Source organism: Nostoc sp., assembly GCF_036917555.1.
Classification (GTDB): domain Bacteria; phylum Cyanobacteriota; class Cyanobacteriia; order Cyanobacteriales; family Nostocaceae; genus Nostoc.
In genome coordinates this window covers 58,381-79,087 of record NZ_JBALDD010000047.1, presented here as the reverse complement: position 1 = coordinate 79,087, position 20,707 = coordinate 58,381, and the positions used below count along the sequence as shown (strand labels likewise).

Here is a 20,707-nt window from a genome sequence, read left to right as displayed (position 1 = left end):
CCCTCACACGAAAATCAATCTAGCGGCAGAAAACCTTTCTTCACCACAGAATATAGCACGATACTAAACTTAGGAAAGAATATACTACGATACTAAATTTAGGGTTCGGAACTCTGTTTGTCTTCAAAACGTCTAACAATGCGAGAAAGTTCCGCCTTTTCATCGATACTAACGCGAGTAGGAGCACCGCTGATAATCCGTTCGTAGTTTCGGAAAGAATCTTTAATTTCGGGGCCATCAGCAGTAATATTATACTCACGAATTCCCTTATCATGCCAAGATCCGCGCATTTTGAATACGTTAATTGCCCGCGACATTTCTCCGCGAATTTCTACGTACTGTAACATCAGAATTGTATCGGTAATCGTGGAAATATGAGAGTCAGTAATCGAATGCGCTCCCAGAAATTGGTCGGTTGTGTTGGTGAAGAAACCAGTAATTTCTTCTTGTTTGGCATAACCTGTCACACCAATTACAAACTGCCGAAATGCATTATTCGTAACTCCTCTAGCTAGTGCTGATAGAGAATCAATGGCAATCCGAGCAGGTTTGAAAATAGCAATTTCTGATTTAATTATTTGTAAGTGGTCTTCTAAACCAGTTGATTCAGGATAAGTACAGATTATTTTGAGTAAACCTTGATGTTCTAATTCTTCAAAATCAATTCCCCAAGAGGAAGCATTACGAGATAGTTGAGCGCGTGATTCTTCATAAGCAAATAATATTACCTGTTCTCCATTGAGGCAGCCATCTTGAATAAATTTACTTACTAATAGGGTTTTACCAGTACCTGTAGCTCCTGTTGCCAAAATAATTGAATCTTTAAAGAAACCACCACCGCACATTTCATCTAAGGTTTTGACACCAGAAGATACTCTAACATTAGAAGACCGTTGAGTTAAGCGCATTGCTCCGAGTGGAAAGATGTTAACTCCTTCATTAGTAATCGTGAAGGGATACTCGCCTTTCATGTGAGTTGTACCGCGCAACTTAAGGATTTCAATTGTGCGGCGGCGGCGTTCTCCTTCTAAAGCGTTGCGAACAATTACTACATTATCGGAAACAAATTCTTCCACTCCGAAAGAGGCAACAGGCCCATACTCTTCACTACGTTCAGTGGTAATTAGAGTGGTGACACTCAGTAGTTTGAGACGTGCTACTAGGCGAAAAATTTCGCGTCGCACTACTCCCATCGCTTCATACTGCTGAAATACTGCTGTTATTGAGTCGATTGAAACTCGTTTAGCTTTGTATTTGCGGATGGCATATTGCAAGCGCTCAATCAGTGCAGAAAGGTCAAAATTCCCAACGATATCTTGACCTTCTGGATCGGGAGATGCGTCAAGAATAAACAACTTGCCTTCTTCAATTAAGCGGGGCAAGTTCCAACCAAAAACATGAGCATTTCTAATAATATCACTCGGTGATTCCTCAAAGGTTACAAATACTCCTGCTTCATCAAAGTAAGTAATACCGTTATAGAGAAACTGAAGAGAGAATAAAGTTTTGCCTGTGCCGGATGTGCCGCTGATCAAGGTAGTTCTACCAATTGGTAAACCACCATGACTAATATCGTCAAATCCTTCGATCATCGTCCGAATTTTTTCTATACCCCTAATTATTGGTGGCTGTTTTGGTTCTAGTTGCTCGTTTTCATTCATTGCTTGATAACAAAAGGGTATTAAAACCTGTTTTTTTATTACTAAAGTTTGGACTCAATTTTTTATAATTAAAAATTTACTCTTCAAAATCTTCTTCACTCAGTTCTTCATAGAGCAAATCCAATCCAATCAAGACTCTTTCCCTATCTGAAAGATCCCCAATAATTTTGCGAACAGGTGGAGGCAAAATTTTAGATAATGTTGGCGTTGCCAATATTTTATCTTCTTCCGCCAGTTGCGGACTTTTCAATACATCGATCACTTTTAAAGCATAAATGCCTTCAAACTCCTGCTCTAAAATATCTTTGAGTGTTTTTAATGCCCGGACTGAATTCGGGGTGTTTCCGGCTACGTAAAGCTTAAGAACGTAAGTTTTTCTGGCTTTAATCATATACTTAATAACTAGTTATGAGCATAAAAATAACAAGATGTGTTCGCGCATTGGGAGTAACTAACAGCAGTAGCTTATTCCAATTTGAATATACAGCGATAAACTTAATTTATTTAGAAATCGAACTCCTATAGACTTCGCACAAGTGAGCCAAGATATCGATCAACGTTAGGCGGTAATCAAGTAACGTTTCATTGCTCCTACCTTCTAATTTTAGCTGGTTAGAAAATTCTTCAATTATCTCCATGTGAATTTCGATTATTTGGGGCACAGGAATATTAGCATAAAATATAGTATTGATAAATTTATCAATTTTATCTTTGAGTGTTTTGTCTGTAGTAAAATAATCTATAAGAATCAGGCTATAATCTATTTTAAGCTGTCTTAATAATCCTTGTTTTTCTGCCGGAGTCATCTCCTGAAAATACTGTTGACTTTTTTGCATCTGACTGGCAAATACATAAATGTACTTGCTAGTGTATGCCTTACTTGGATTTAGTGGCGGCCAATTTGGTAAGTAGTTTATTTTTCCAGAGGTCGTTGCAGCAACAGGTAAGTAGCAAAATTGGGCAATAATTGCATCCATCAATTGCCCCACCCACGTACTCAAACCTTTTAGGTTGGCTAAGTCGACTGAATTATTTAAGCATTTGTTAACATTAGATTGCAGAATCAATATCGGTAATAACATTTATTCTTGAATATATCTCCTCGATCGCCCTGACCAATAAACATGGGCTGATAACTTTGGCTAACGCTTATAGGGGATACTGGGTGTGCAGTCAACTGGTGATTTAACCCCAAAATAACGCTTTATGCGAATAGATAGTGCTACACACTTAACAATCTAGTGCAGCAACTAACTGGTAGAACTTAGTAGGTCTTTGATGATCAGGTATTCGTCGGCATAGCAAGACACAATAATTAACTCATGATTTACATAAATATGTAAATAAATAGATAGATTTTTTGATTTTGCTCCTTGATAAGAAACTTAAACGAACTTAAAGGATTGTCGCATTCCAAATCATTATAATTCCTCAAGGTTCTAAAGCGAATCTTTGGGGCCATAATTGTTTTAGCCGTCACTATCGATGAGGAGTTTAAATACCAGTAAGACGCTGGGGAGGTTGGCTAGTTGCTAGAAATTAAAAACGCCGCCTCTTGGAAAAATGCACTCGTTCGCAATTCCCGTGTCCGTTAGGTGAAATCCCGTTGTTTTAATGGCGTTCAAATAACCAGAGTTGCTTATATGAGTCTTCTTAGAGGATATGACTTCAGGCGAAAAGACCATCAACTGGCAGATGGAAATGCTGGAGGGTTCCACAGGAAGAATGACCCCCAAATCCCTATGTTAATGTTAGATTACCCGCTTTATGACTTTCAGGCAACCGTACCTAGCTGCCCCCAAACAAGTTCTCTGGCAGTGGTGTTGGAGATTTTTGAGCAACAGCAGTGCGATCGCTTGGTAGTAGTGAATCAACAGCAATTCCCCATCGGATTGCTGTATTCTGCCCGTTTAATCCCAAAATTATTAGCACAAAGTGACGATAAAAATCTAAATTTACATCAATCGCTCTCGACCTGGGGTCAAGGTCTAATTGAGCCAATACAGACAATATCAGCTTCTGAGCGTGTAGAGCGATTAAGCTTGCGCTGGTGCGATTCACAAGTCGAAAAACCTCAAAACTTAGATTGGGCGCTGATTGACTCTGAGGGTCGATATTTGGGGCTGCTAGATAGTTCACGCCTGTTGCGATCGCTGGCTCAGGAACGTATGGCTGGCTTAAAAAGGTCTAGCGAGCATCGCCATGAGTATGATGGTGGATCAAATGAATCGAATTCGTTAAAACACCAGCCACTAGTACACTTGCTAGAAAGACTGCCTTGGCCTTTGATGTTGCAAACGGGTACTGGCGAGGTGTTAGCACGAAATCCCGCCTGGTGGCAGCAATTAGGAACCTTGAAAGATCCAGAAGGAGTTAGGCAACAGGTAGAGGCAATACTTGTCCCTAAACGCTCTGAAATAGCAGAATATGCCACCCAACCAGCAATCAAAGTTCATCCCAATGGTAGGGAAAATGAGCATAGTGGTGAAGAAGAACTGATTCAGCAAGAAGCATCAGGTGATGCTGCATACAGCCGATGCTATTTGGATAGTCAGGTGGGTACTTGTACCTGCGTTGTCGAAGTGCAAAATGGTCAAGAGCGAATCTGGCAGTTTGCTAAAATTCCTTTAGATAATCCTGAATTTAAAGTTATGAGTGCCCAAGAGGAGATTGCACTCAGCACTGATTTGTGGTTGGTTTTAGCTACTGATGTGACTGAACAGCAGCAACTTTGTAAAGAACTAGCAGCAAAGAATGCCGATTTAATTCAACTAAATCGGTTAAAAGACGAGTTTTTAGCTTGTATTAGTCATGAACTCAAAACTCCCCTAACTGCGGTTTTAGGATTATCGCGCTTGCTAGTGGATCAGCAGTTGGGAGAACTTAACGAGCGTCAAGCCCGTTATGCAGGACTGATTCATCAAAGCGGACGCCACCTGATGAGTGTGGTGAATGACATTTTAGATTTGACCCGGATGGAAACGGGACAAATGGATTTGACGCTGACTCCGGTGACAATTCGGGCTGTGTGCGATCGCGCCCTATCGGAAGCCAAAGCTATCCACACTCAAACCACTAAAGCAACATCTGCCCCGCCACCTGCAAATGCCCGTTCATCTGCTCCCCAATTCTGTCTTTCCATTGAACTAGGCTTAGATCAGATAGTGGCAGATGAGTTGCGCTTACGCCAGATGCTAGTACACCTACTTTCCAACGCCTTTAAATTCACCGAAATATCTGGCGAAATTGGGCTGCGGGTAAGTCGTTGGGAAGGATGGATTGCCTTTACAGTTTGGGATACAGGTATTGGCATTCCTGAACACCAGCAACACTTAATCTTTCAAAAATTCCAACAACTAGAAAATCCCCTCACCCGCCAATTTGAAGGCACTGGTTTGGGGCTAGTATTAACTCGCGCCTTGGCTCGTCTCCACGGAGGAGATGTCAGCTTCTTATCGCGTGAAGGTAAAGGTAGCCAGTTTACACTACTTCTGCCGCCCAGCCCTCCGAAAACAGGCTTTTCGGAACCAGATATGGGAATTAGAGAAGACCAGGAGACACAATACCAACCGACACCGGAAAATCTCGCCGCCGCTCGTCAGCATCCTAGTACGCCCACACAGCATCATCTTGCGAGTTCGCAACGATTGGTTTTGGTAGTCGAGGCAGTAGCCCGATATATTGAAGACTTGACCGAACAACTCAAAGGTTTAGGATATCGGGTAATAATTGCGCGATCGGGGACAGAAGCAGTCGAAAAAGCGCGGCGCTTGCAACCAATAGCAATATTTTTAAATCCGTTGCTACCCCTGCTATCAGGTTGGGATGTGCTGACTTTACTAAAATCTGACAGCGCAACTCGTCATATATCTGTAATTGTGACAGCAACGGGAGCTGAAAAGGAGCAAGCATTTGCTAACCGAGCTGATGGTTTTTTGAGTTTGCCAGTAGAACATCAGGTCTTAGCACCAGTTCTAGAAAAATTATGTACTGCACAAGCAATTTTGCAGCAAGGATTAAACAATAGTACAATTACCCCAATTAAAACCCCACTGCGAATTCTTAGGTTGGTGAATCCCCAGTTGGAATCTGTCAATCCCCACCCCTCACTTCGAGAACATCGGGTGATTGAAGTAGATGACCTAGATCAGGCAGAACTTTTGGCGCGGGTATGGCAATTTGATGTGATTTTGTTAGATGTCGAAAGTACCACCGCCCAAATTTATTTGCAACAACTAATTGGACATCCGCGTTTAGCAGCTATACCACTGGTTACTTGTGATGTTGCAACTACCCTAATAGCTTCTAAAATACCAGGGCTATCTGTATTTCCTTACTTAACACCATTTGCGAAAGACAACAGCACTCGCACTGAGAAAACAGATGCCTTACTATCAGTACTGGAAATTGCTTCTGGTATTTCCTGCCCTCCCAACATCTTAGTAGTAGATTTAACAATGCTGCGGGATTTCCCCCAGGTAAGACGTAAGCCAGCTAAGGGTTATCGGACAGAAAAAAATTGCTCAATTAGTAGTGAAACTGCTGAACGGGGATCTGAATGGTTCCAAGCTTTAATTCAATACCTCCAAACAGCAGGCTTCAAAGCGGCGATGAGTCCTTGTTGGGCAGAAGTGTTGCAACAAATTCGCCACGAAAGCGTTGACTTACTGCTAATTTGTTTAGGAGAAACCTCTATCCACAAAGATGTACTCAAAGCACTGAAAACATTAGGAGATTCGCCTTTAAAGTTGCCACCAATTTTGGTACTAAATCAGCGATTAAATCGCTCAGAAACCAGTTTCCAGGATGGATTAGCTTATCGGGAAATTAATCAGCAGAAGAAGAATGGTTTGGAATCGATAGAAACTGTTGTTGGTGCGATCGCTACCCAAATATTACCGCGATCGATATCAATGGAAGACCTCTTAAACCAGATCAATCAAGCTTTAGCTGTCAACGATTACAATGACAAATGTTAATGGCAATGAGGAAGGAAGAGAGCAGGGGAGCAGGGGAGAAGTTGCAGTAAGTTTTTCTCCTCTGCCCCTGTACACTTCTTCCTCTTGTGCCCAATGCCCACTTGCCCTGAGCGTTCGCGTAGCGTCTCGAAGAGAAGCCGAAGGGATGCCCCATTCCCAATTAAGATATGTCTATTTTTTCATTTTTCATTTTCTTAAAAAGAACTCGAACCAAGTTATAAGCACCCTTGGTCGATAAATTTTTGTAATCATCTGGCTGTAAGTCCATTTGTAAAAACTTTTTCTGTTCGGTCAACAGCAGCACTGAGGAAGGTTTTAGTCCTTTAGCAGCTTGGTTTTTAATATGCTCTACAGCCTCTTTGGGAAACTTTAAATAATTTACGTGGATGTGGCTGTAAAATACCACACTAGGCTTTTTGAAGCCAAGCATGATCAATTCTTCGTTTGGTTGTTTTGCTTCTAAAATGACCGCAGACAATTCCCTTAAGGGTAATTGACGTTCTCGATCAATAAAGAACGAAGCAGGCGTTAAGACAAAAATTATAAACGCCACAAACCCGATTAAATTAATACTGATGATGTAGTTCCAGCGGCGACTCAATAATAAACCCGCAACCAAAACAGCACAAACTAGCCAAATTATACCCGCGATTACTGGTAAACCAGATTGTTGAATTAGTTCGTGGAAGTTACTTATCGCTGGATCGGTACCTAATATGTGGGTTATGTTAAGCAGTGCTGTTGCCAGAACTGATAAAAATACTACATTCACCCAACCACTCATTCGCAGCAAAGACGCGGAGATGGACGGAGTGGGAGAGGGGGAAACAGGAATTGTTTGCCGTGTCTTTGGATCTGAAAAAAGGTCGCTCCACAACAGGGCTACCAGGATTGCTGCTGCTGGCATTAAAGGCAATACGTAGCTAGGGAGTTTAGTAACAGCAATGCTAAAAAAGGCAAAGATGCTAGCAAACCAGAACCAGGAAAATAAACCAAATTGCTGAAAACGTTCAAGGGATCGCCAATGCGATCGCTGCCAAAACTTTAGTCTGATTATTGAAGCTGGTAAATACACTGAGTATGGTGCAAAACCCAACAGCACGACTAAAAAGTAAAAATACCAAGGTGCTGAGTGACCATTAACTACTTCTGTAAAGCGTTCCAGGTTGTGATAACCAAAAAAGGAGTTAATGTAATTCCAGCCATTGCGCCAAATTACTAAAGCATACCAGGGCACTGACAAAGCGATAATTATCAGTATACCTACGAGAAGGCGCATTTCCTGCAACACCTCTCGCACTTTACCCACGTAAAATAAAAAGGCGGTAACAATTATCCCCGGTAAAACAATTCCCACTGGCCCCTTAGTCAAAATTGCGCCAGCAATCAGCACATAAAAAGCTAAGTACCACTTATTAGGAAATGGGGCATAGGGCATCCCTTCGGCTTCGCTCAGGGCAAGTGGGGATTGGGCATTGAAAAGAGGCAGAGGGGCGGGGTGCGGGGGGCAAAGGGGAAAACTCTTCTCCCCTGCTCCCTGCTCCCTGCTCCCCTGCTCCCTGCTTTCTTCCTTCCCTGCATACCCTAGAAAGAAACATAACAAAGCCGATGCCATACATCCGGTGAGCAGCATATCAGAGACACCCGTTCTCGCCCAAATAATAGTTTCGGGATTGAGTGCCATGAGTGCTGCTGCTATAAAAGATGTTAAGTAGCGACGAGTAGGACGTGAAACTTGCTCTAATTCATCTTGTTTAGCCAGATACCACTGGATGGTGTAAAAAGCTAAACAAACTAAGCCGAATGCTGCGATCGCGGAAGGAAGGCGTACTGCCCATTCATTCACGCCAATCAGATGATATGCGATCGCCTGACACCAGTAAATTAAAGCAGGTTTATCGAAACGAGTGTCACCATTGAAAAATGGGGTAATCCAATCACCTGTGACGAACATCTGGCGGGAAGCTTCGGCAAAGAGCGGCTCTGTCTCATCAATCAAGCCAGTGTTGCCCAAATTCCACCCAAAAGCCACCCAGCCAACCACCATCAACCACAAAATCGACACAGTTACACTCAGGGCTGGATTTTTTGCTATTTTGTTGAACCACCGATCAACAGTGTGCTTAACACTCAATTTCATTCTCATTTAGTCAATAGTCAACAATCACTAATCAATAGTCGTTGGTTATCTATCTTTTGTTCTTCAGAGCTTTTAATTCAACAATTTTCCTCTATCCATTACTTAACACTTTACCAACTGTAGGGTAAGGATGTAAAAATAAAGGTTTGAGCAAACGGTAAACAATGCCCACTCTCCAAAAATTGCTTCCGTACTCAAGATTTACCACTTAGCAATATTTATTGACTCAGCACAAGTTGCCATTCTCTGTTTTGGGAATTCCACTTAGGTAATTGAGTTTCGCCAATAATATAAGGACCCCAGTAACGACGGGAACCATCTTGTGCAAAAGCAACTAAAACATCTCCCTTCTCCAGCTTTAAATTATTCTGAGGTAGGGATAGAACCAGTCCCTTCTCACTACCTTCTTCGGGAGCAAAATCCCAATGTGCCGGTACATCATAGTGAGTCTGTTTTTTACTAGATCCTTTTGCTACTGACTGTCGTGCCAGTAGAACCAGCCGCACAGGCTGATTTGTTTGATTGCTCATTCGCAAAGTCCCTTGATCCTTGGCAATGTTTGCTGATTTATCACGCTCTGCCAAGACAGGATAAGTATTCTCTTTACTGCTATGTTCTACTTGATTGGTTGGGGTAGGTGCTGGTGTAGATAGACTAGCGGAAATACCTTTTTCAGGTAAAACCGAAGTTGTCTGCCACTCTTGAGTTTCTGTTGGCAGTTGTGAAGATGTATCTCGGTTTGTATCTGGGTTGGCGGACTCAAAGGATACGTTTACTCCAAAGTATCCCGCCAGAGCAACAAGCAGTCCCAAGCACAAAGCTGTAATACCGACGTTACGATACACTGAAGATTTCATATTGATAGTTATTAGAAATAAATATTTTGTCTAAGCTTGACCAAATAGTAGCCTATTATCCCAAAAGGCAATCACACAAAATAGCCTAATATAGACTTTCCTAAAATTAGGAACACGAATGTATGATAAATATCATTTTGATTAGAAAACATTTGCAGGATATAATCTCTTTGATGTTTTAAACACAAGAGGTACAGACACCCATTACTTTGGATTTTGACCGTAAGTATGGATAAAAACAAGATAATTTGATACCTATTAAGCCAATTCATTTGTATAAAAAAATAAAAGTTTCCTGAAACCGCTAGCAGCCTCTACAAGACATCTTTTGCTAAACGTCAGATAAATCTAAGTGGGATATTTTCTCTTCTGCTATGAAAAGCTACCTTAAGAGGATGTTTTAAAAGTGCTTGGTGATATACCAATAGCTTAGAGATCCTCCTTCCTAAATCTACGCAAGTCCCTTCTCCTTTTGGGAGACGCTACGAGTAGCTTATTTCCATACATGAATCCAAGTCAGCAAATCCATAGAACGGACTAGTTTCCTTTAAAAAGGGGAATTTTGAATCATTTTCCCATTTTTTAAGGCTTGAACGTAGGGATCAAACTAAATATTTATTGTTTCCAAACATCCTCTAAGAAACGATACTTCTCTGAAGATGATAGAATGGTCAAATTTGAATAAACACTGGAATTCCAATAGATATATACAATATTAACAAACAAGCTGATGCTAAAACCAATATCCTCCTTACCTTAATATAGATATATTTCAAGATATTTTGACTTTTCCCAGAAGTCCCTTTGATGCAAAACACTCGTCTCAACAACTTGTTTGATGCCATTGCTACACGCTTTGGGCAATGGTTTTTAAATCCTTGGCGACGACTATCGTTGCTGATAATTAGTTTTTTGTTCGGTTTTTTTCTGGGAAACGCAGTTTCTACTACAGCCGGACAACGGGCAGAGTTAGACATTGTGGTAGCTGGTTTTTTAGTACTGTTGACGGAAATTACCAGCAGAATATTTTATAGTCGCAGCTTTTTGGATAGGCGATCGCTCTTGGTAGACTCACTAAATCTCCTGAAAGTTGGTTTCATCTACAGCCTGTTTCTCGAAGCTTTTAAGCTGGGATCGTAGTGAGATGGAGAATTTATGAATTTGTGGCTGAGTGTTTTGGCAACCAATGGGGTGGGGGAAACTTGGAAGCCAGAAGCAAGAGAAGCAGCGCTGGCAGATCGGTTAAGGGCAAAAGCTTTTGGGATCGCACCGGAAAATGTTGATGAAATGATCGAAAGGCGATCGCATTTACTAAAATCTGTCTTCCCAGCTTTTAGCGAATTCTGCCAAGCTACTCTCCAAGTACAACCCCAGGAAATGTTACAGGTGTTGTGGGACTTGTGGCTGCCTTTGGGGATCAAATTAGCATCGCAGCGTCAACAGTTGGCACGTCCCCTGATTCAAGGAATATTGGGAGGACAAGGCACTGGTAAAACCACAATGTCAAAGATTCTGATTTTGATTCTCGATCATTTGGGATACAGGACTGTGAGTTTATCTTTGGATGACTTATATAAAACTTACAGCGATCGCTTACTCCTAACACAGCAAGATCCCCGCTTGATTTGGCGTGGCCCACCAGGAACCCACGATATAGACTTAGGCTTAAATGTACTAGATCAAATTTGCCAGTCGCAAAGTCCAGTGATGCTTCCCCGCTTTGATAAATCTGCTTTTGGAGGTGCTGGCGATCGCACTACTTCCGAAATGGTGACGGATGTAGATATTGTACTATTTGAAGGTTGGTTTGTGGGTGTGCGACCAATCGACCCTGATTTATTTGATACTGCACCACCGCCAATTGTCACAGATGAAGATAGAGCATTCGCCCGCGATATGAATCTTCGCCTCCACGATTATTTACCACTGTGGGAGCGATTGGACAGTTTAATTGTGCTGTATCCCATCGATTACCGCTGTTCTTTAGAGTGGCGTAAACAGGCAGAACAGCAGATGATTGCTGCGGGGAAATCGGGAATGAGTAATGCAGAGATAGAGCAATTTGTCAATTATTTTTGGCGATCGCTGCACCCGGAATTATTCATTACATCGTTGGTAAGAGATGCGACAGCGGTTGATTTAGTGATTGAGATTAATCCCGATCATAGTTTTGGTCAAGTGTATTGCGATCGCACTTAGGGCGTTAGTTCTCAAGCAAATCAGGTAAAAACACTATAATTTGCTTAAAGCGTGATTTACCCTACCCTTAGACCAAAAATGCCAGAGGTATCGTTACAGCTTTTCTTTTCTTACTCTCACAAAGACGAAACTCTACGGGATGAATTAGCTAAACACCTGACCATATTAGAATGGCAGGGTGTGATTTCAAGCTGGCACGATCGCAAAATACTACCTGGAGAGGAGTGGGATCATCAAATTAACGATAATCTAAACACCGCTGACATCATTCTGTTGCTCATCAGTTCAGATTTTCTTTTTTCTAAATATTGCTGGGATGTCGAAGTTAAGAAAGCAATACAACGTCACCATGCTGGAGAGGCTTGTGTTATCCCAGTTATTCTGCGAAGCGTTGATTGGAGTGGCGCACCATTTGCAAAACTTCAAGCTTTGCCTAAGAATGCTGAACCTGTAGTGTCAAGAAATTGGCACAATCAAGATGAAGCCTTCACAGATGTAGCTAGAGGAATTCGGGCGGCTGCTGAGAAGCTAAAGAAGGAAAGAGACGAACGAAGCCAAAAACAGGAAGCAGGTAAGCTGCGACTACGGGAACAAGAAGAGGAAACTAGAAAGTTACAACAACAGGAAGCAGAAAGGCTGCGGCTACAGGAACAACAAGAAGAAGCAGATAGGCCACAAAGACAGGAAGCAGAAAGACTACGAAGACAACAAGAACAAGAAGAGGCAGATAGGCTACAACGACAACGAAAACAAGAAAAAGTTCTGATCGCTGACGATCCTGAGATGCCTTTAGGAATTGAGGAAATAATTCCTGCTGATTTGGCATGTGACTCTTCTAATTTGGATTGGTTAGGTGAAGATACTTGGGGCGATCTCGTTAATGAAATTGAGTATGATGACCCAAGCTATGCAGAAGATTCGGCGATAATTGCTGATTTGTTTTGGCAGTTGGATGAGCAAAAAGCCTCCACAGAAATAGAAGCACAAATTAACGAAAATAGTCTGCAAAATAGGCAGATTTCACAAGAAATGCCTTCTTCTTTCGAGCAAACAGATTTGTCGCAAGAAGCTTTAGCACCGCCTCCTCAAACTATTGGGAACGCTGATAAACTGCGACTAGAACAGCAATCTACCGATAATGATCTTCTGTCTGAGAAAGGCGTAGACTATACACGATTGCGCGATTTACTTGGTTATATACGGGTGCGCGATTTACTTAGTTTTATTTGTATTTGGGTTATGGTTATGGTTGGGTTCTGGTTGTGGCTGGATGTGATGGGGTGGTGGCGGTAAGTGGGTCTTCTTCTCTCGCGTCAAGACCTGTAAACTTTAACATATAAGACTTACAGAAAATTGTGAATATTTATAAATAAGTCATTTCTTTTTTCCACGAAGGTTCATTCACTAAGTTTGGTCGATTGATTATTAATATGTCTGGTGAATAAGCTGATTCACCTTCAAGTACTTTGACTAATACAGTTTTTGGAATGTAATAAGGTAAATTTAGACGTTTGATATCAGCAGATATTTCTAGTGCTAAAAAACCCACAACATCTTCATGGTCTCCAACTGGTTGTGCCATTTCAACAATCACGCCATCGTGTAATTCGTATCTTCCGCTTTCGGGTCGCCACGCAGCAAATTCATCGAATGTTACTAGTTTAGGTATGGCTTGACTCATAAATTGTTACCTTGGTTTATACGTCGCCTAAATACTTGGATAATTTACCGAACTCCAGTATCAATGCTTTTAAAGTTGACAAATTGCTTTTAAAACTTGTAGCAACTGACTTGAACGCTCTCTTTCCATTAAATTTAATTCTGGTAACAGATAATAAATAGGGGGATTTCCTTGTTCGAGATAGACAAACTGATAACTTCTACCATTAGTAGTTAATCCCCAAACTGATTTTTGATTATCTAAATTTTTATAAGAGTATGTGAGTAGCTGAGGCAAACCTGTTGATATATCAATCTGGCTATTTTTAGATTCAATTAACAGTACCCAAAAATATGTTTGAGGCTTTGTATGTTTAGCTTTGCTAATAGCTAAAATCTCAAATCTACCTTTAATTTTGATATCTTCATCCTCAACCTCAATATCAGCAATATTTTCCTCCAAAACAATCTCGATAGGATAGCGATAAAAACCAGTTAATCTTAATAAAGGCGCAACTGCAAGAAACTTTACCTGACCCTCAGAAACTTTACCAGCTGTAAGGTAGCGTCGAAAGTCATTTCTAATTTGCAGAAGTTCCTGCTGTTCTGCTTCTGCGAGAGGTTCCAGAGATAAATAGTTAGAAAATGAGTCATCGTACTCTCTTTCAAAGCAAAACAGACGATGAACTTCTTCTAAGGATAAATTACACTCGCTGAAAATTGTCATATATCTGTGTTTGATTAAGGCTTATAGAAAATTGTGAAGATTAACAGATCATATAAGTATTTCAGTAAAGAAACATTCCTCATAGGCAAGAAATAGTCATTGATATTTTATCTGAATAATCTATCTACAATAATTGTGAGTGGTATATCTCAATTTGCAAAATAATTAGCATAATTTCGCTAAAAACAAGAGTTAGAAACCACAGGTATTGAACTGTATCTAAATTAGAGCATATCAGGAAAATACCGATTGAGAAAATCTTGCGATGTCAAAATGGGAATTACGTTAAATTCCATCAACACTAGTAAATCTAAATCACCTGTAACAATAACTTCGGCATTAGCTGCTAAGGCTGTTGCCAAAATTACAGTATCATCTGGGTCGCGTAGCTGGGGAAAATCTACTGTAACCGTTGGACATAATTCTGACAATAGCAAAAAAATCAAGTGACTAAAAAAGCTGATTGGACAAGAAAATGGCGTTTGCACTTAAATTTATCCGTTGAAGTGGTAATTTTTCTTTTTCCCACTTCCCTAAATTTATTGTTCATACTCTTGACAAAATCATGACCTTATCAAATGAAACAGCCCTGCCTTAAAAAGGGGGCTTTAGAAGTTCCCCCCTTTTGAAGGGGGGCTAGGGGGGATCTAGGTTTCAGGCTTCAGTGCGTAAGTCCTATAGAAATGGGAATTATTTTGAGCAAGGTTGGGGTTGCAATTACTAAAATTAACAACCATAGACCTTGAAGTATCGTTGATAATCTAGTTTAAGCACCAGCTTCTACGTTTACAGAACTGCGGGCTATCACTCCTGTCATCGGCAAGTACCAATTTGTACAGCAATTTTTTTATTTTTGAGACTGTCTAAACCAGTAATATCTTGATTGTCGGCGCGAATTGCCTAGAGCTTAGAGCTTTTCTTAGTGCCATTCGATTGCAGGCAATAGTCTTCTTACGCTGGTACCACCATAACCGCTAGACCGTCAACAGTGACAGCCCCCAGCATTGCAATAACTGGTGCCTCCATACTGATTTTAGTGGCTGAAGCTAAGTTGATTCCGCCGACTGCTGATTCTATGTTGATTGGACCGACTTTTGATTCTATGTTGATTCCACCAAGTGATGAGCTTATGTTGATTGGAAGGAATGTTGCTTCTATGTTGATTGCACTGGGTAATGCTAACCCTGCGCTGACTTCACCTTGAGCACTCAAATTAATCATTCCAGAAGTTTTAATGTCTATACATCCCTCACTGTCATTAAGATGGACACACTGACCATTCGTGGTCGTAATGTAGATTCCTGCTTTGGAGTCTGAGTTGTCTTCCTCGACAAACTGAACCGTATGCCCTGTCCGGGTTTTTATGGTACGTAGTCTCACTTGACCGTCTTTAATTGTGTCATTGACAGGTTCAACTGTTTTATCCTTACCATTCCAAACTCCACCAATAATATAGGGTCGATGAATATCTCCATGCTCAAAGGCAACCAGAACTTCGTCGTCGATCTCAGGCAAGCAATAAAATCCTCTTTCATTGCCTGCTCCTAGCCCTACCACCCTAGCCCAATGGCTTTCATCCTTCATGGTTAAGGTAGGGAATTTTACTTTAACGCGCCCCCAACCTTTTGGATCATTATTATTAGTTACCAAACCCACTAAATGCGTTTGACCAGGCTGAAGATGGGTTTTGGGCGGCAGTGTAGAAAGTAAGCTACCTTCTCTCAGCCCTCGAACTGTAAAATCAGTTTTGTAAACCCTGCGGCTGTAGCGGTGACAGGTTCCTGTAATGTAGTAATCACCAGTATAGCGGGTTCCCATATCGGCAAGTGCAACGACTCGTCCAGGTCGAATTTTTGGATTTCCCTCAGCTTTGGCATCCGCCGTCACAAATTCTCCGCTCAACTCGTTGCAGAGGGCTTGAGCCATCTGCTTTGCTTCTTCGGGGCTATTGACAGGTTGGTCTACTACAATCATTTTAGGAGGTTGTTTCATTCTAAACTCTTGACTGATGCTGCTCCCGTCGCCATTTCCTGTCTCTGTGACTAACTGTTCCTTTGAGGCGGTTTCTGAAATTAAATTTTTCTGACTATAATCCCAGCTATTAACCTCGACCGAACTGACTTGTTCTGTACTGGTAACTCTTACATCGAAGCTAGTAATATCCTTCATCCACTCTAGCTTGAGAGAGGCTTCACTTTTGGGCTTGCGAAAGTAAAGCTTATTGTTCTGCACAAAGAGTTCAAACCCTATTCTTGCGGCGCGCTCCCGCAGAAACTCCATATTGGTTTGATTTTCTTGGAAAACATATTCATGGACGACACCACTCGTATCTACTTGACCAATTTGAATCCGCGCCTCGGTAGCAACACGCCGCACAATATCGCTATCCGTACAGTTTAAAAAAGATCGGCTATATCGACCCCGATGCAGTCGATGGGAAACATCATAGCCGCGCACAATAATATGGGCTTCAGATGTTTTAGAAAATTTGACTTCAATACCTGTAATTTCGCCCTCAATTAACCGTTGCTCTTTTTCACCCACTTGAAATTCAGGATCTTCTGTCGTACTAGCCTCAAATCCAATTGCGATCGCATCGCCAATTTTAAAGTGCTTTTCGTTTGTCCATGTCTCACTTTTCTCACTGGCAGGGACATAGACATTATGGATTTTGATAATAAACATACTTGGCATATGTAAACTTTCATCCACAATGATTTCCAGAATATCCTTCATTAGTTCATCTGGTGCATTAGCTCCACCCAGTCTGAGTATAGGCTTGGATAAATAAAGGGTTTGACTATTTTTGGTAGACATTGGAAGATACTCTCAGTGTTGTTAGGCAAAAATTTAGAGGTTGTTCCCTTGACAGGTGGGATAGGTTGTTGGATTGAGATAACCTTTAGCAGGTTTTAGGATTTAGTAAGTTTGTCATCAATGGCTCCTATTGTAGGTAGCTTTCCCCCCGGTATATTTTCAGGATCGACTTCTTCGAGCGCAATATTAACGATCGCTTTAACCGGAGTGCCATCAGCTAGAAATAAGGTGAGTCGATAGTTCAAACTCGTCATAACACAGTGAAAATAGCTATCGTGCCAGGTCAAGATATAGACTGGTGGACGAGCATGAGCATTAGTACGAGCTGTCGCACCCTTTTTAATGTTGTTAATATAGTCTTTGAGAACAGATGTCTTTTTTTCATAAGTATCAAATAATAAATTCTGTAATGTAAACGAATAGGGTTCTACCCCAGAAAAATTAACCTTTGGTAATAAAGTGCTTCCCCGATTGCCGACATCACTATCCCAAATTATTCGCCGAGTAAAATCAAGTTCTGACGGATTAAACATGAACTCAATATCTTTGGCCTGTCCGCTGGGGTCACTATGAACTATCAGCTTTGCTTTTTCTAGTTTCATTGCGTTTTCCTCAATCCTTTGAATGCATTAAAATTACCAGGGTAAACAGCCTACAGACTGTCCCCGTCGCTCGCGCTCGTGGACTAAACGGTGGTGCAAAAGTTGCTCGATTTCCTGAACCAGCCGTTCAATTACATCTGGTACCTGTTCAGATTTTGAGGAAGATTGGCCTGCAATCGTTTGCCGCGAAAAAATCCGGTTGCTTTGATGGAAGCCATTACGTTCCATCTCCAGATTTAGACGCAGACTGATGCGATCGCAAACTATTTGTGCAAGGAATTCTAAATCTTCTGCTGCTTGCTCAACAGTATTGACGGCTGGAGTTAATACTTCCTCAAGTATGGGGTTTTGGGGCGCAAAAGTACCCGGTGGAAGCTTACCCTCTTGCTGGGTCAAGTCTTGGGTTAGCGACAGAGCTTTAGCACGTTGGTTCGAGCGATCGTTGTCATAAGCCAGTAAGTCTCGAATACTAGACTGTTGTGTTGATTGATCGCTTGTCTTGGCAGCATTACTCTGATTGAGCTGCCGCAATAGGTCATGAACCGTCTTTAAATCTGCTTCGTTGTCTACACCATCGTCAGAAGCGCCGTTAGAGCGCTCTGACGATTTGGACTGGGGGTTAAACTCACTCATGATTAAATTTCCAACTTATGTTCATTTCCAGGCGCTTTCACCAAAATATCCCTTCCCATCCCTAGAGACTTCATCGCCACCACCAGACTGCTTCCCAATTTTCAAACCCTCAAAGGCTAAAGTTAATTCTTCAACTGCAACCATATTGCCATCAGCCTCTAAACTAGGGAGTTTCCACCCCACTGGAATGGCACCAATCAGGCACCAGCTCTTCATTATTTCTCCAGCTTGGTTGAATGTCAGAATATTAACGTTGCGTCGCCGCGTTTTTTGCTCAAATAATTCGCCTAACCACTGCGAAAAGGTATGGTCGTCAGTTATCCCCCGCTTTAGTGTGATATCTGAAAAACGAGTGTGTCCTAAACTAATTCTTTGCTGCTCGTTTACGCCACCCTCGTGATATACCTCCTTTTCCACCTCAATACTGATGCCTGAACATTCTGAAAATGAAGCAACTATATTTTTCCCAATTTCTATATAGAATCGGTTGGTTGTGACGTAGTTCTCAACGTAAGAATTGGATTGTTGTGTAGCCATTTTATTGTCTTCCTGTACTAGAGTTACCGATTCTTTCTCTCTGAATTTTGATATCTGCGTGGAGTCGTTCGTAGACGCGATCGCATAATTGATGTATTAGGACCGAATTGTTGAGATATTGTTGAGCTGACTGTGCCAGACGGTTATGCTCAAAATCTGTGTAGGTTAAGTTTGTATGACTAGAGTTTTGGGACATGGACATCACCGAATCATTAATGGGCGTTAACTACCCAAAGACAGGCTCAGACGACCGCTACACTATGATGTGCGTAAGTCAGTGGATAAGCACATATTAAGCTGGGTAATAAGGTATGAAAACAGACAAACGTCGCATTTCAAATCTTAAAAGGCAGTTCCTTAAAATTACTTCCAACTTTGAATCAGCATCTGGGCATCCTTAAAAAAGTGGCTCGTCTCAGAAATTTGTTCAGCCATAGCTCGCGCATTGCGAAATTTACCATTTCTAGCCAACTCTTTGGCAAAAGAAAGTCGACAAAGATCCAACTCCCGCAGTTTTTTCTGATACTGCTCCGAGCTAGGCGGTTCTTCTGAAACCATCACGTTATAAGTAGAACGATTGATCCGGCTTGAAGATGGCTGTTCTAAAGTCTTCACCACAGCTAGCTGCCTGCCTAGATGAAAACGAGATTGTAGTTGCTTTAGGTCAATCTTCCTCCAGATTGAATCAAAAAATTGCCCTGTGATACTTATAAAGCGCGAGGTCAACGAGCCTGATGTCCGAAACATATCCCGAAAAATACTTGGATCGAATAATTGAACATGCGCCCGATTTTTTGGTACAATCTCCGCAGGCATAAATGAAGATTGTCGCATCCCCAATTGGAAAACCGTTTGATCCAGCTCAGTAGACAATGGGCGCATTGCTTGATAAACCGTTCGATCTGCTGGATTATGAATGGCTGAGTCCGAGTATTGGACAATAGTCCGATCTGTTAGGTTTTGAATGACCGAATCTGAGTATTGGACAATGGTGTTGTCATGGTTTGAAACTACAGCAACCCCAGCAGCATTAAGATTTTTAGAATCATTCTCTAAGGAAAATTGAGTAATGGGATTTGGCGTAAGGCTTACTGCCTCAACGGTTCGGGTAGGTTGCGATGAAGAGCCAATCCGTTCTACCACTCCAGGTTTTTGCGGTGAGAGAGATGGATGATTAACCAATACTACCGAAAGAGGAGAGTCTTGGGGTTTTGGGTTCGGTAGTCTTTGCAAAACGGTCTTGTCATTTGCTGCTTCTGGAAGAGGACTTGCGACTTGCATAATAGTCACATCTTCAAAGATTTGTGCTGACAATGGTTCTGCGTTGATGTTGGTGTTTATTGCGATCTGAGAAGGTCTGACCGATGAAGTTTTGACTGAGTGAGTCCTAGTCCATTCAGGCTGGGGCGATATGCGTAGGCGTAGCCCACCGGAGGCATCACTCACTTCTACCTGTTCGAGTGCCTCCCGTAACTTTTGCTCTGAAGGGTCAAGATCGTTGGATGGATTCTGCATAGAGGGCTGTCTCATAATCATTGAGTGTATAGGTTAAGACATCAATAAACATTTATTTTTTAGACTTGTCGTCTAGAAAATATTGCTTGGTTTCGCACCCTTCTGAGTGCCTATCCAATTAGCACAACGTTGAAAGAAGATAATCTCAAATTGGGGCAGAGGGAGAAACACAGAAAACAGCCATATTTTTAAGCAACTACTTAATATCTAGACTATATAACTCTATATAAGGGAAGTTTAAAGCAGAAGAGATCAGACAGAAGTCTGATTCTAATTTCCTCACATAAAGAAGGAAAATGATATTGCAGAACTAAAGGACGATATTTCAAACGAAGTGCCAGATGTTCCAAAGGTCGTATTCATCCCGTTTCTTGTGGCGTT

Annotated in this window: 16 protein-coding genes and 3 pseudogenes; 5 read left to right on the top strand and 14 right to left on the bottom strand. The window is 41.5% G+C overall.

Features of this window, described 5'->3' with window-relative positions; genetic code table 11:
- Positions 1 to 98 precede the first annotated feature (98 nt).
- From kaiC to V7K60_RS18470, 3 genes are all read right to left on the bottom strand, one after another.
- Positions 99 to 1,661, bottom strand: a complete 1,563-nt coding sequence (kaiC, locus tag V7K60_RS18480; RefSeq protein ID WP_334927277.1) for a circadian clock protein KaiC — start codon at positions 1,659 to 1,661, stop codon at positions 99 to 101.
- Between the two features lie 76 nt (positions 1,662 to 1,737).
- Positions 1,738 to 2,052: a circadian clock protein KaiB gene (gene kaiB / locus V7K60_RS18475; protein WP_334927276.1), complete on the bottom strand. Its 315-nt coding sequence runs from the start codon at positions 2,050 to 2,052 to the stop codon at positions 1,738 to 1,740.
- 109 nt (positions 2,053 to 2,161) lie between these two features.
- Positions 2,162 to 2,743 carry a KaiA family protein gene (locus V7K60_RS18470; RefSeq protein ID WP_334927275.1) on the bottom strand — a complete coding sequence of 194 codons (582 nt, stop codon included), beginning with the start codon at positions 2,741 to 2,743 and terminating at the stop codon, positions 2,162 to 2,164.
- Positions 2,744 to 3,403: 660 nt separating this feature from the next.
- Between V7K60_RS18470 and V7K60_RS18465 the strand changes: the two genes are divergently transcribed.
- Entirely contained in the window at positions 3,404 to 6,640 is a 3,237-nt protein-coding gene (locus V7K60_RS18465) for a hybrid sensor histidine kinase/response regulator (RefSeq protein ID WP_334927341.1), read from the top strand.
- A gap of 160 nt (positions 6,641 to 6,800) precedes the next feature.
- Here the strand turns inward: V7K60_RS18465 and V7K60_RS18460 are convergent, their stop codons facing one another.
- Positions 6,801 to 8,786, bottom strand: a complete 1,986-nt coding sequence (locus tag V7K60_RS18460; protein ID WP_334927274.1) for an ArnT family glycosyltransferase — start codon at positions 8,784 to 8,786, stop codon at positions 6,801 to 6,803.
- Between the two features lie 212 nt (positions 8,787 to 8,998).
- Positions 8,999 to 9,637, bottom strand: a complete 639-nt coding sequence (locus V7K60_RS18455) for a hypothetical protein (RefSeq protein ID WP_334927273.1) — start codon at positions 9,635 to 9,637, stop codon at positions 8,999 to 9,001.
- 807 nt (positions 9,638 to 10,444) lie between these two features.
- Here V7K60_RS18455 and V7K60_RS18450 point away from each other — a divergent pair.
- The 4 genes and pseudogenes from V7K60_RS18450 to V7K60_RS35320 all read left to right on the top strand — a co-directional run.
- Positions 10,445 to 10,777, top strand: a complete 333-nt coding sequence (locus V7K60_RS18450; RefSeq protein ID WP_334927272.1) for a DUF565 domain-containing protein — start codon at positions 10,445 to 10,447, stop codon at positions 10,775 to 10,777.
- Positions 10,778 to 10,792: 15 nt separating this feature from the next.
- Positions 10,793 to 11,836 carry a glycerate kinase gene (locus V7K60_RS18445; RefSeq protein WP_334927271.1) on the top strand — a complete coding sequence of 348 codons (1,044 nt, stop codon included), beginning with the start codon at positions 10,793 to 10,795 and terminating at the stop codon, positions 11,834 to 11,836.
- Between the two features lie 78 nt (positions 11,837 to 11,914).
- Positions 11,915 to 12,337, top strand: a pseudogene (locus tag V7K60_RS35325) (toll/interleukin-1 receptor domain-containing protein); the annotation flags it as partial.
- Between the two features lie 267 nt (positions 12,338 to 12,604).
- Positions 12,605 to 12,794, top strand: a pseudogene (locus V7K60_RS35320) (hypothetical protein); the annotation flags it as partial.
- Positions 12,795 to 13,208: 414 nt separating this feature from the next.
- On the opposite strand, the pseudogene V7K60_RS18435 reads toward V7K60_RS35320, so the two are convergent.
- The 9 genes and pseudogenes from V7K60_RS18435 to V7K60_RS18395 form a co-directional block, all read right to left on the bottom strand.
- Positions 13,209 to 13,517: pseudogene (locus V7K60_RS18435) on the bottom strand (Uma2 family endonuclease); the annotation flags it as partial.
- Between the two features lie 69 nt (positions 13,518 to 13,586).
- Entirely contained in the window at positions 13,587 to 14,222 is a 636-nt protein-coding gene (locus V7K60_RS18430) for a restriction endonuclease subunit R (protein ID WP_334927269.1), read from the bottom strand.
- 224 nt (positions 14,223 to 14,446) lie between these two features.
- Complete coding sequence (locus V7K60_RS18425; protein ID WP_334927268.1) at positions 14,447 to 14,710, bottom strand: putative toxin-antitoxin system toxin component, PIN family; 264 nt, start codon at positions 14,708 to 14,710, stop codon at positions 14,447 to 14,449.
- Between the two features lie 463 nt (positions 14,711 to 15,173).
- Positions 15,174 to 17,039, bottom strand: a complete 1,866-nt coding sequence (locus V7K60_RS18420) for a VgrG-related protein (protein ID WP_334927267.1) — start codon at positions 17,037 to 17,039, stop codon at positions 15,174 to 15,176.
- A 95-nt stretch (positions 17,040 to 17,134) separates the two neighbouring features.
- Complete coding sequence (locus tag V7K60_RS18415; protein ID WP_334927266.1) at positions 17,135 to 17,641, bottom strand: CIS tube protein; 507 nt, start codon at positions 17,639 to 17,641, stop codon at positions 17,135 to 17,137.
- 33 nt (positions 17,642 to 17,674) lie between these two features.
- Complete coding sequence (locus V7K60_RS18410) at positions 17,675 to 18,274, bottom strand: hypothetical protein (RefSeq protein ID WP_334927265.1); 600 nt, start codon at positions 18,272 to 18,274, stop codon at positions 17,675 to 17,677.
- A gap of 21 nt (positions 18,275 to 18,295) precedes the next feature.
- The gene (locus V7K60_RS18405) at positions 18,296 to 18,811 is read right to left on the bottom strand and encodes a phage tail protein (RefSeq protein WP_334927264.1); all 516 of its coding nucleotides are present in this window, start codon (positions 18,809 to 18,811) and stop codon (positions 18,296 to 18,298) included.
- Between the two features lies 1 nt (position 18,812).
- Entirely contained in the window at positions 18,813 to 19,007 is a 195-nt protein-coding gene (locus tag V7K60_RS18400) for a hypothetical protein (protein WP_334927263.1), read from the bottom strand.
- Between the two features lie 167 nt (positions 19,008 to 19,174).
- Positions 19,175 to 20,326 (bottom strand): hypothetical protein, encoded by a 1,152-nt coding sequence (locus tag V7K60_RS18395; RefSeq protein WP_334927262.1) that lies wholly within the window; start codon positions 20,324 to 20,326, stop codon positions 19,175 to 19,177.
- Positions 20,327 to 20,707 lie beyond the last annotated feature (381 nt).

Excerpts from the sequence above, each read along its gene's own strand:
- V7K60_RS18400 (WP_334927263.1), bottom strand. The coding sequence starts at position 19,007 with ATGTCCCAAAACTCTAGTCATACAAACTTAACCTACACAGATTTTGAG.
- kaiB (WP_334927276.1), bottom strand. The coding sequence starts at position 2,052 with ATGATTAAAGCCAGAAAAACTTACGTTCTTAAGCTTTACGTAGCCGGA.
- V7K60_RS18470 (WP_334927275.1), bottom strand. The coding sequence starts at position 2,743 with ATGTTATTACCGATATTGATTCTGCAATCTAATGTTAACAAATGCTTA.
- V7K60_RS18460 (WP_334927274.1), bottom strand. The coding sequence starts at position 8,786 with ATGAGAATGAAATTGAGTGTTAAGCACACTGTTGATCGGTGGTTCAAC.
- V7K60_RS18465 (WP_334927341.1), top strand. The coding sequence starts at position 3,404 with ATGTTAATGTTAGATTACCCGCTTTATGACTTTCAGGCAACCGTACCT.
- V7K60_RS18450 (WP_334927272.1), top strand. The coding sequence starts at position 10,445 with ATGCAAAACACTCGTCTCAACAACTTGTTTGATGCCATTGCTACACGC.
- V7K60_RS18395 (WP_334927262.1), bottom strand. The coding sequence starts at position 20,326 with ATGCAGAATCCATCCAACGATCTTGACCCTTCAGAGCAAAAGTTACGG.
- V7K60_RS18430 (WP_334927269.1), bottom strand. The coding sequence starts at position 14,222 with ATGACAATTTTCAGCGAGTGTAATTTATCCTTAGAAGAAGTTCATCGT.
- V7K60_RS18410 (WP_334927265.1), bottom strand. The coding sequence starts at position 18,274 with ATGAGTGAGTTTAACCCCCAGTCCAAATCGTCAGAGCGCTCTAACGGC.
- V7K60_RS18445 (WP_334927271.1), top strand. The coding sequence starts at position 10,793 with ATGAATTTGTGGCTGAGTGTTTTGGCAACCAATGGGGTGGGGGAAACT.
- kaiC (WP_334927277.1), bottom strand. The coding sequence starts at position 1,661 with ATGAATGAAAACGAGCAACTAGAACCAAAACAGCCACCAATAATTAGG.
- V7K60_RS18455 (WP_334927273.1), bottom strand. The coding sequence starts at position 9,637 with ATGAAATCTTCAGTGTATCGTAACGTCGGTATTACAGCTTTGTGCTTG.
- V7K60_RS18405 (WP_334927264.1), bottom strand. The coding sequence starts at position 18,811 with ATGGCTACACAACAATCCAATTCTTACGTTGAGAACTACGTCACAACC.
- V7K60_RS18420 (WP_334927267.1), bottom strand. The coding sequence starts at position 17,039 with ATGTCTACCAAAAATAGTCAAACCCTTTATTTATCCAAGCCTATACTC.
- V7K60_RS18415 (WP_334927266.1), bottom strand. The coding sequence starts at position 17,641 with ATGAAACTAGAAAAAGCAAAGCTGATAGTTCATAGTGACCCCAGCGGA.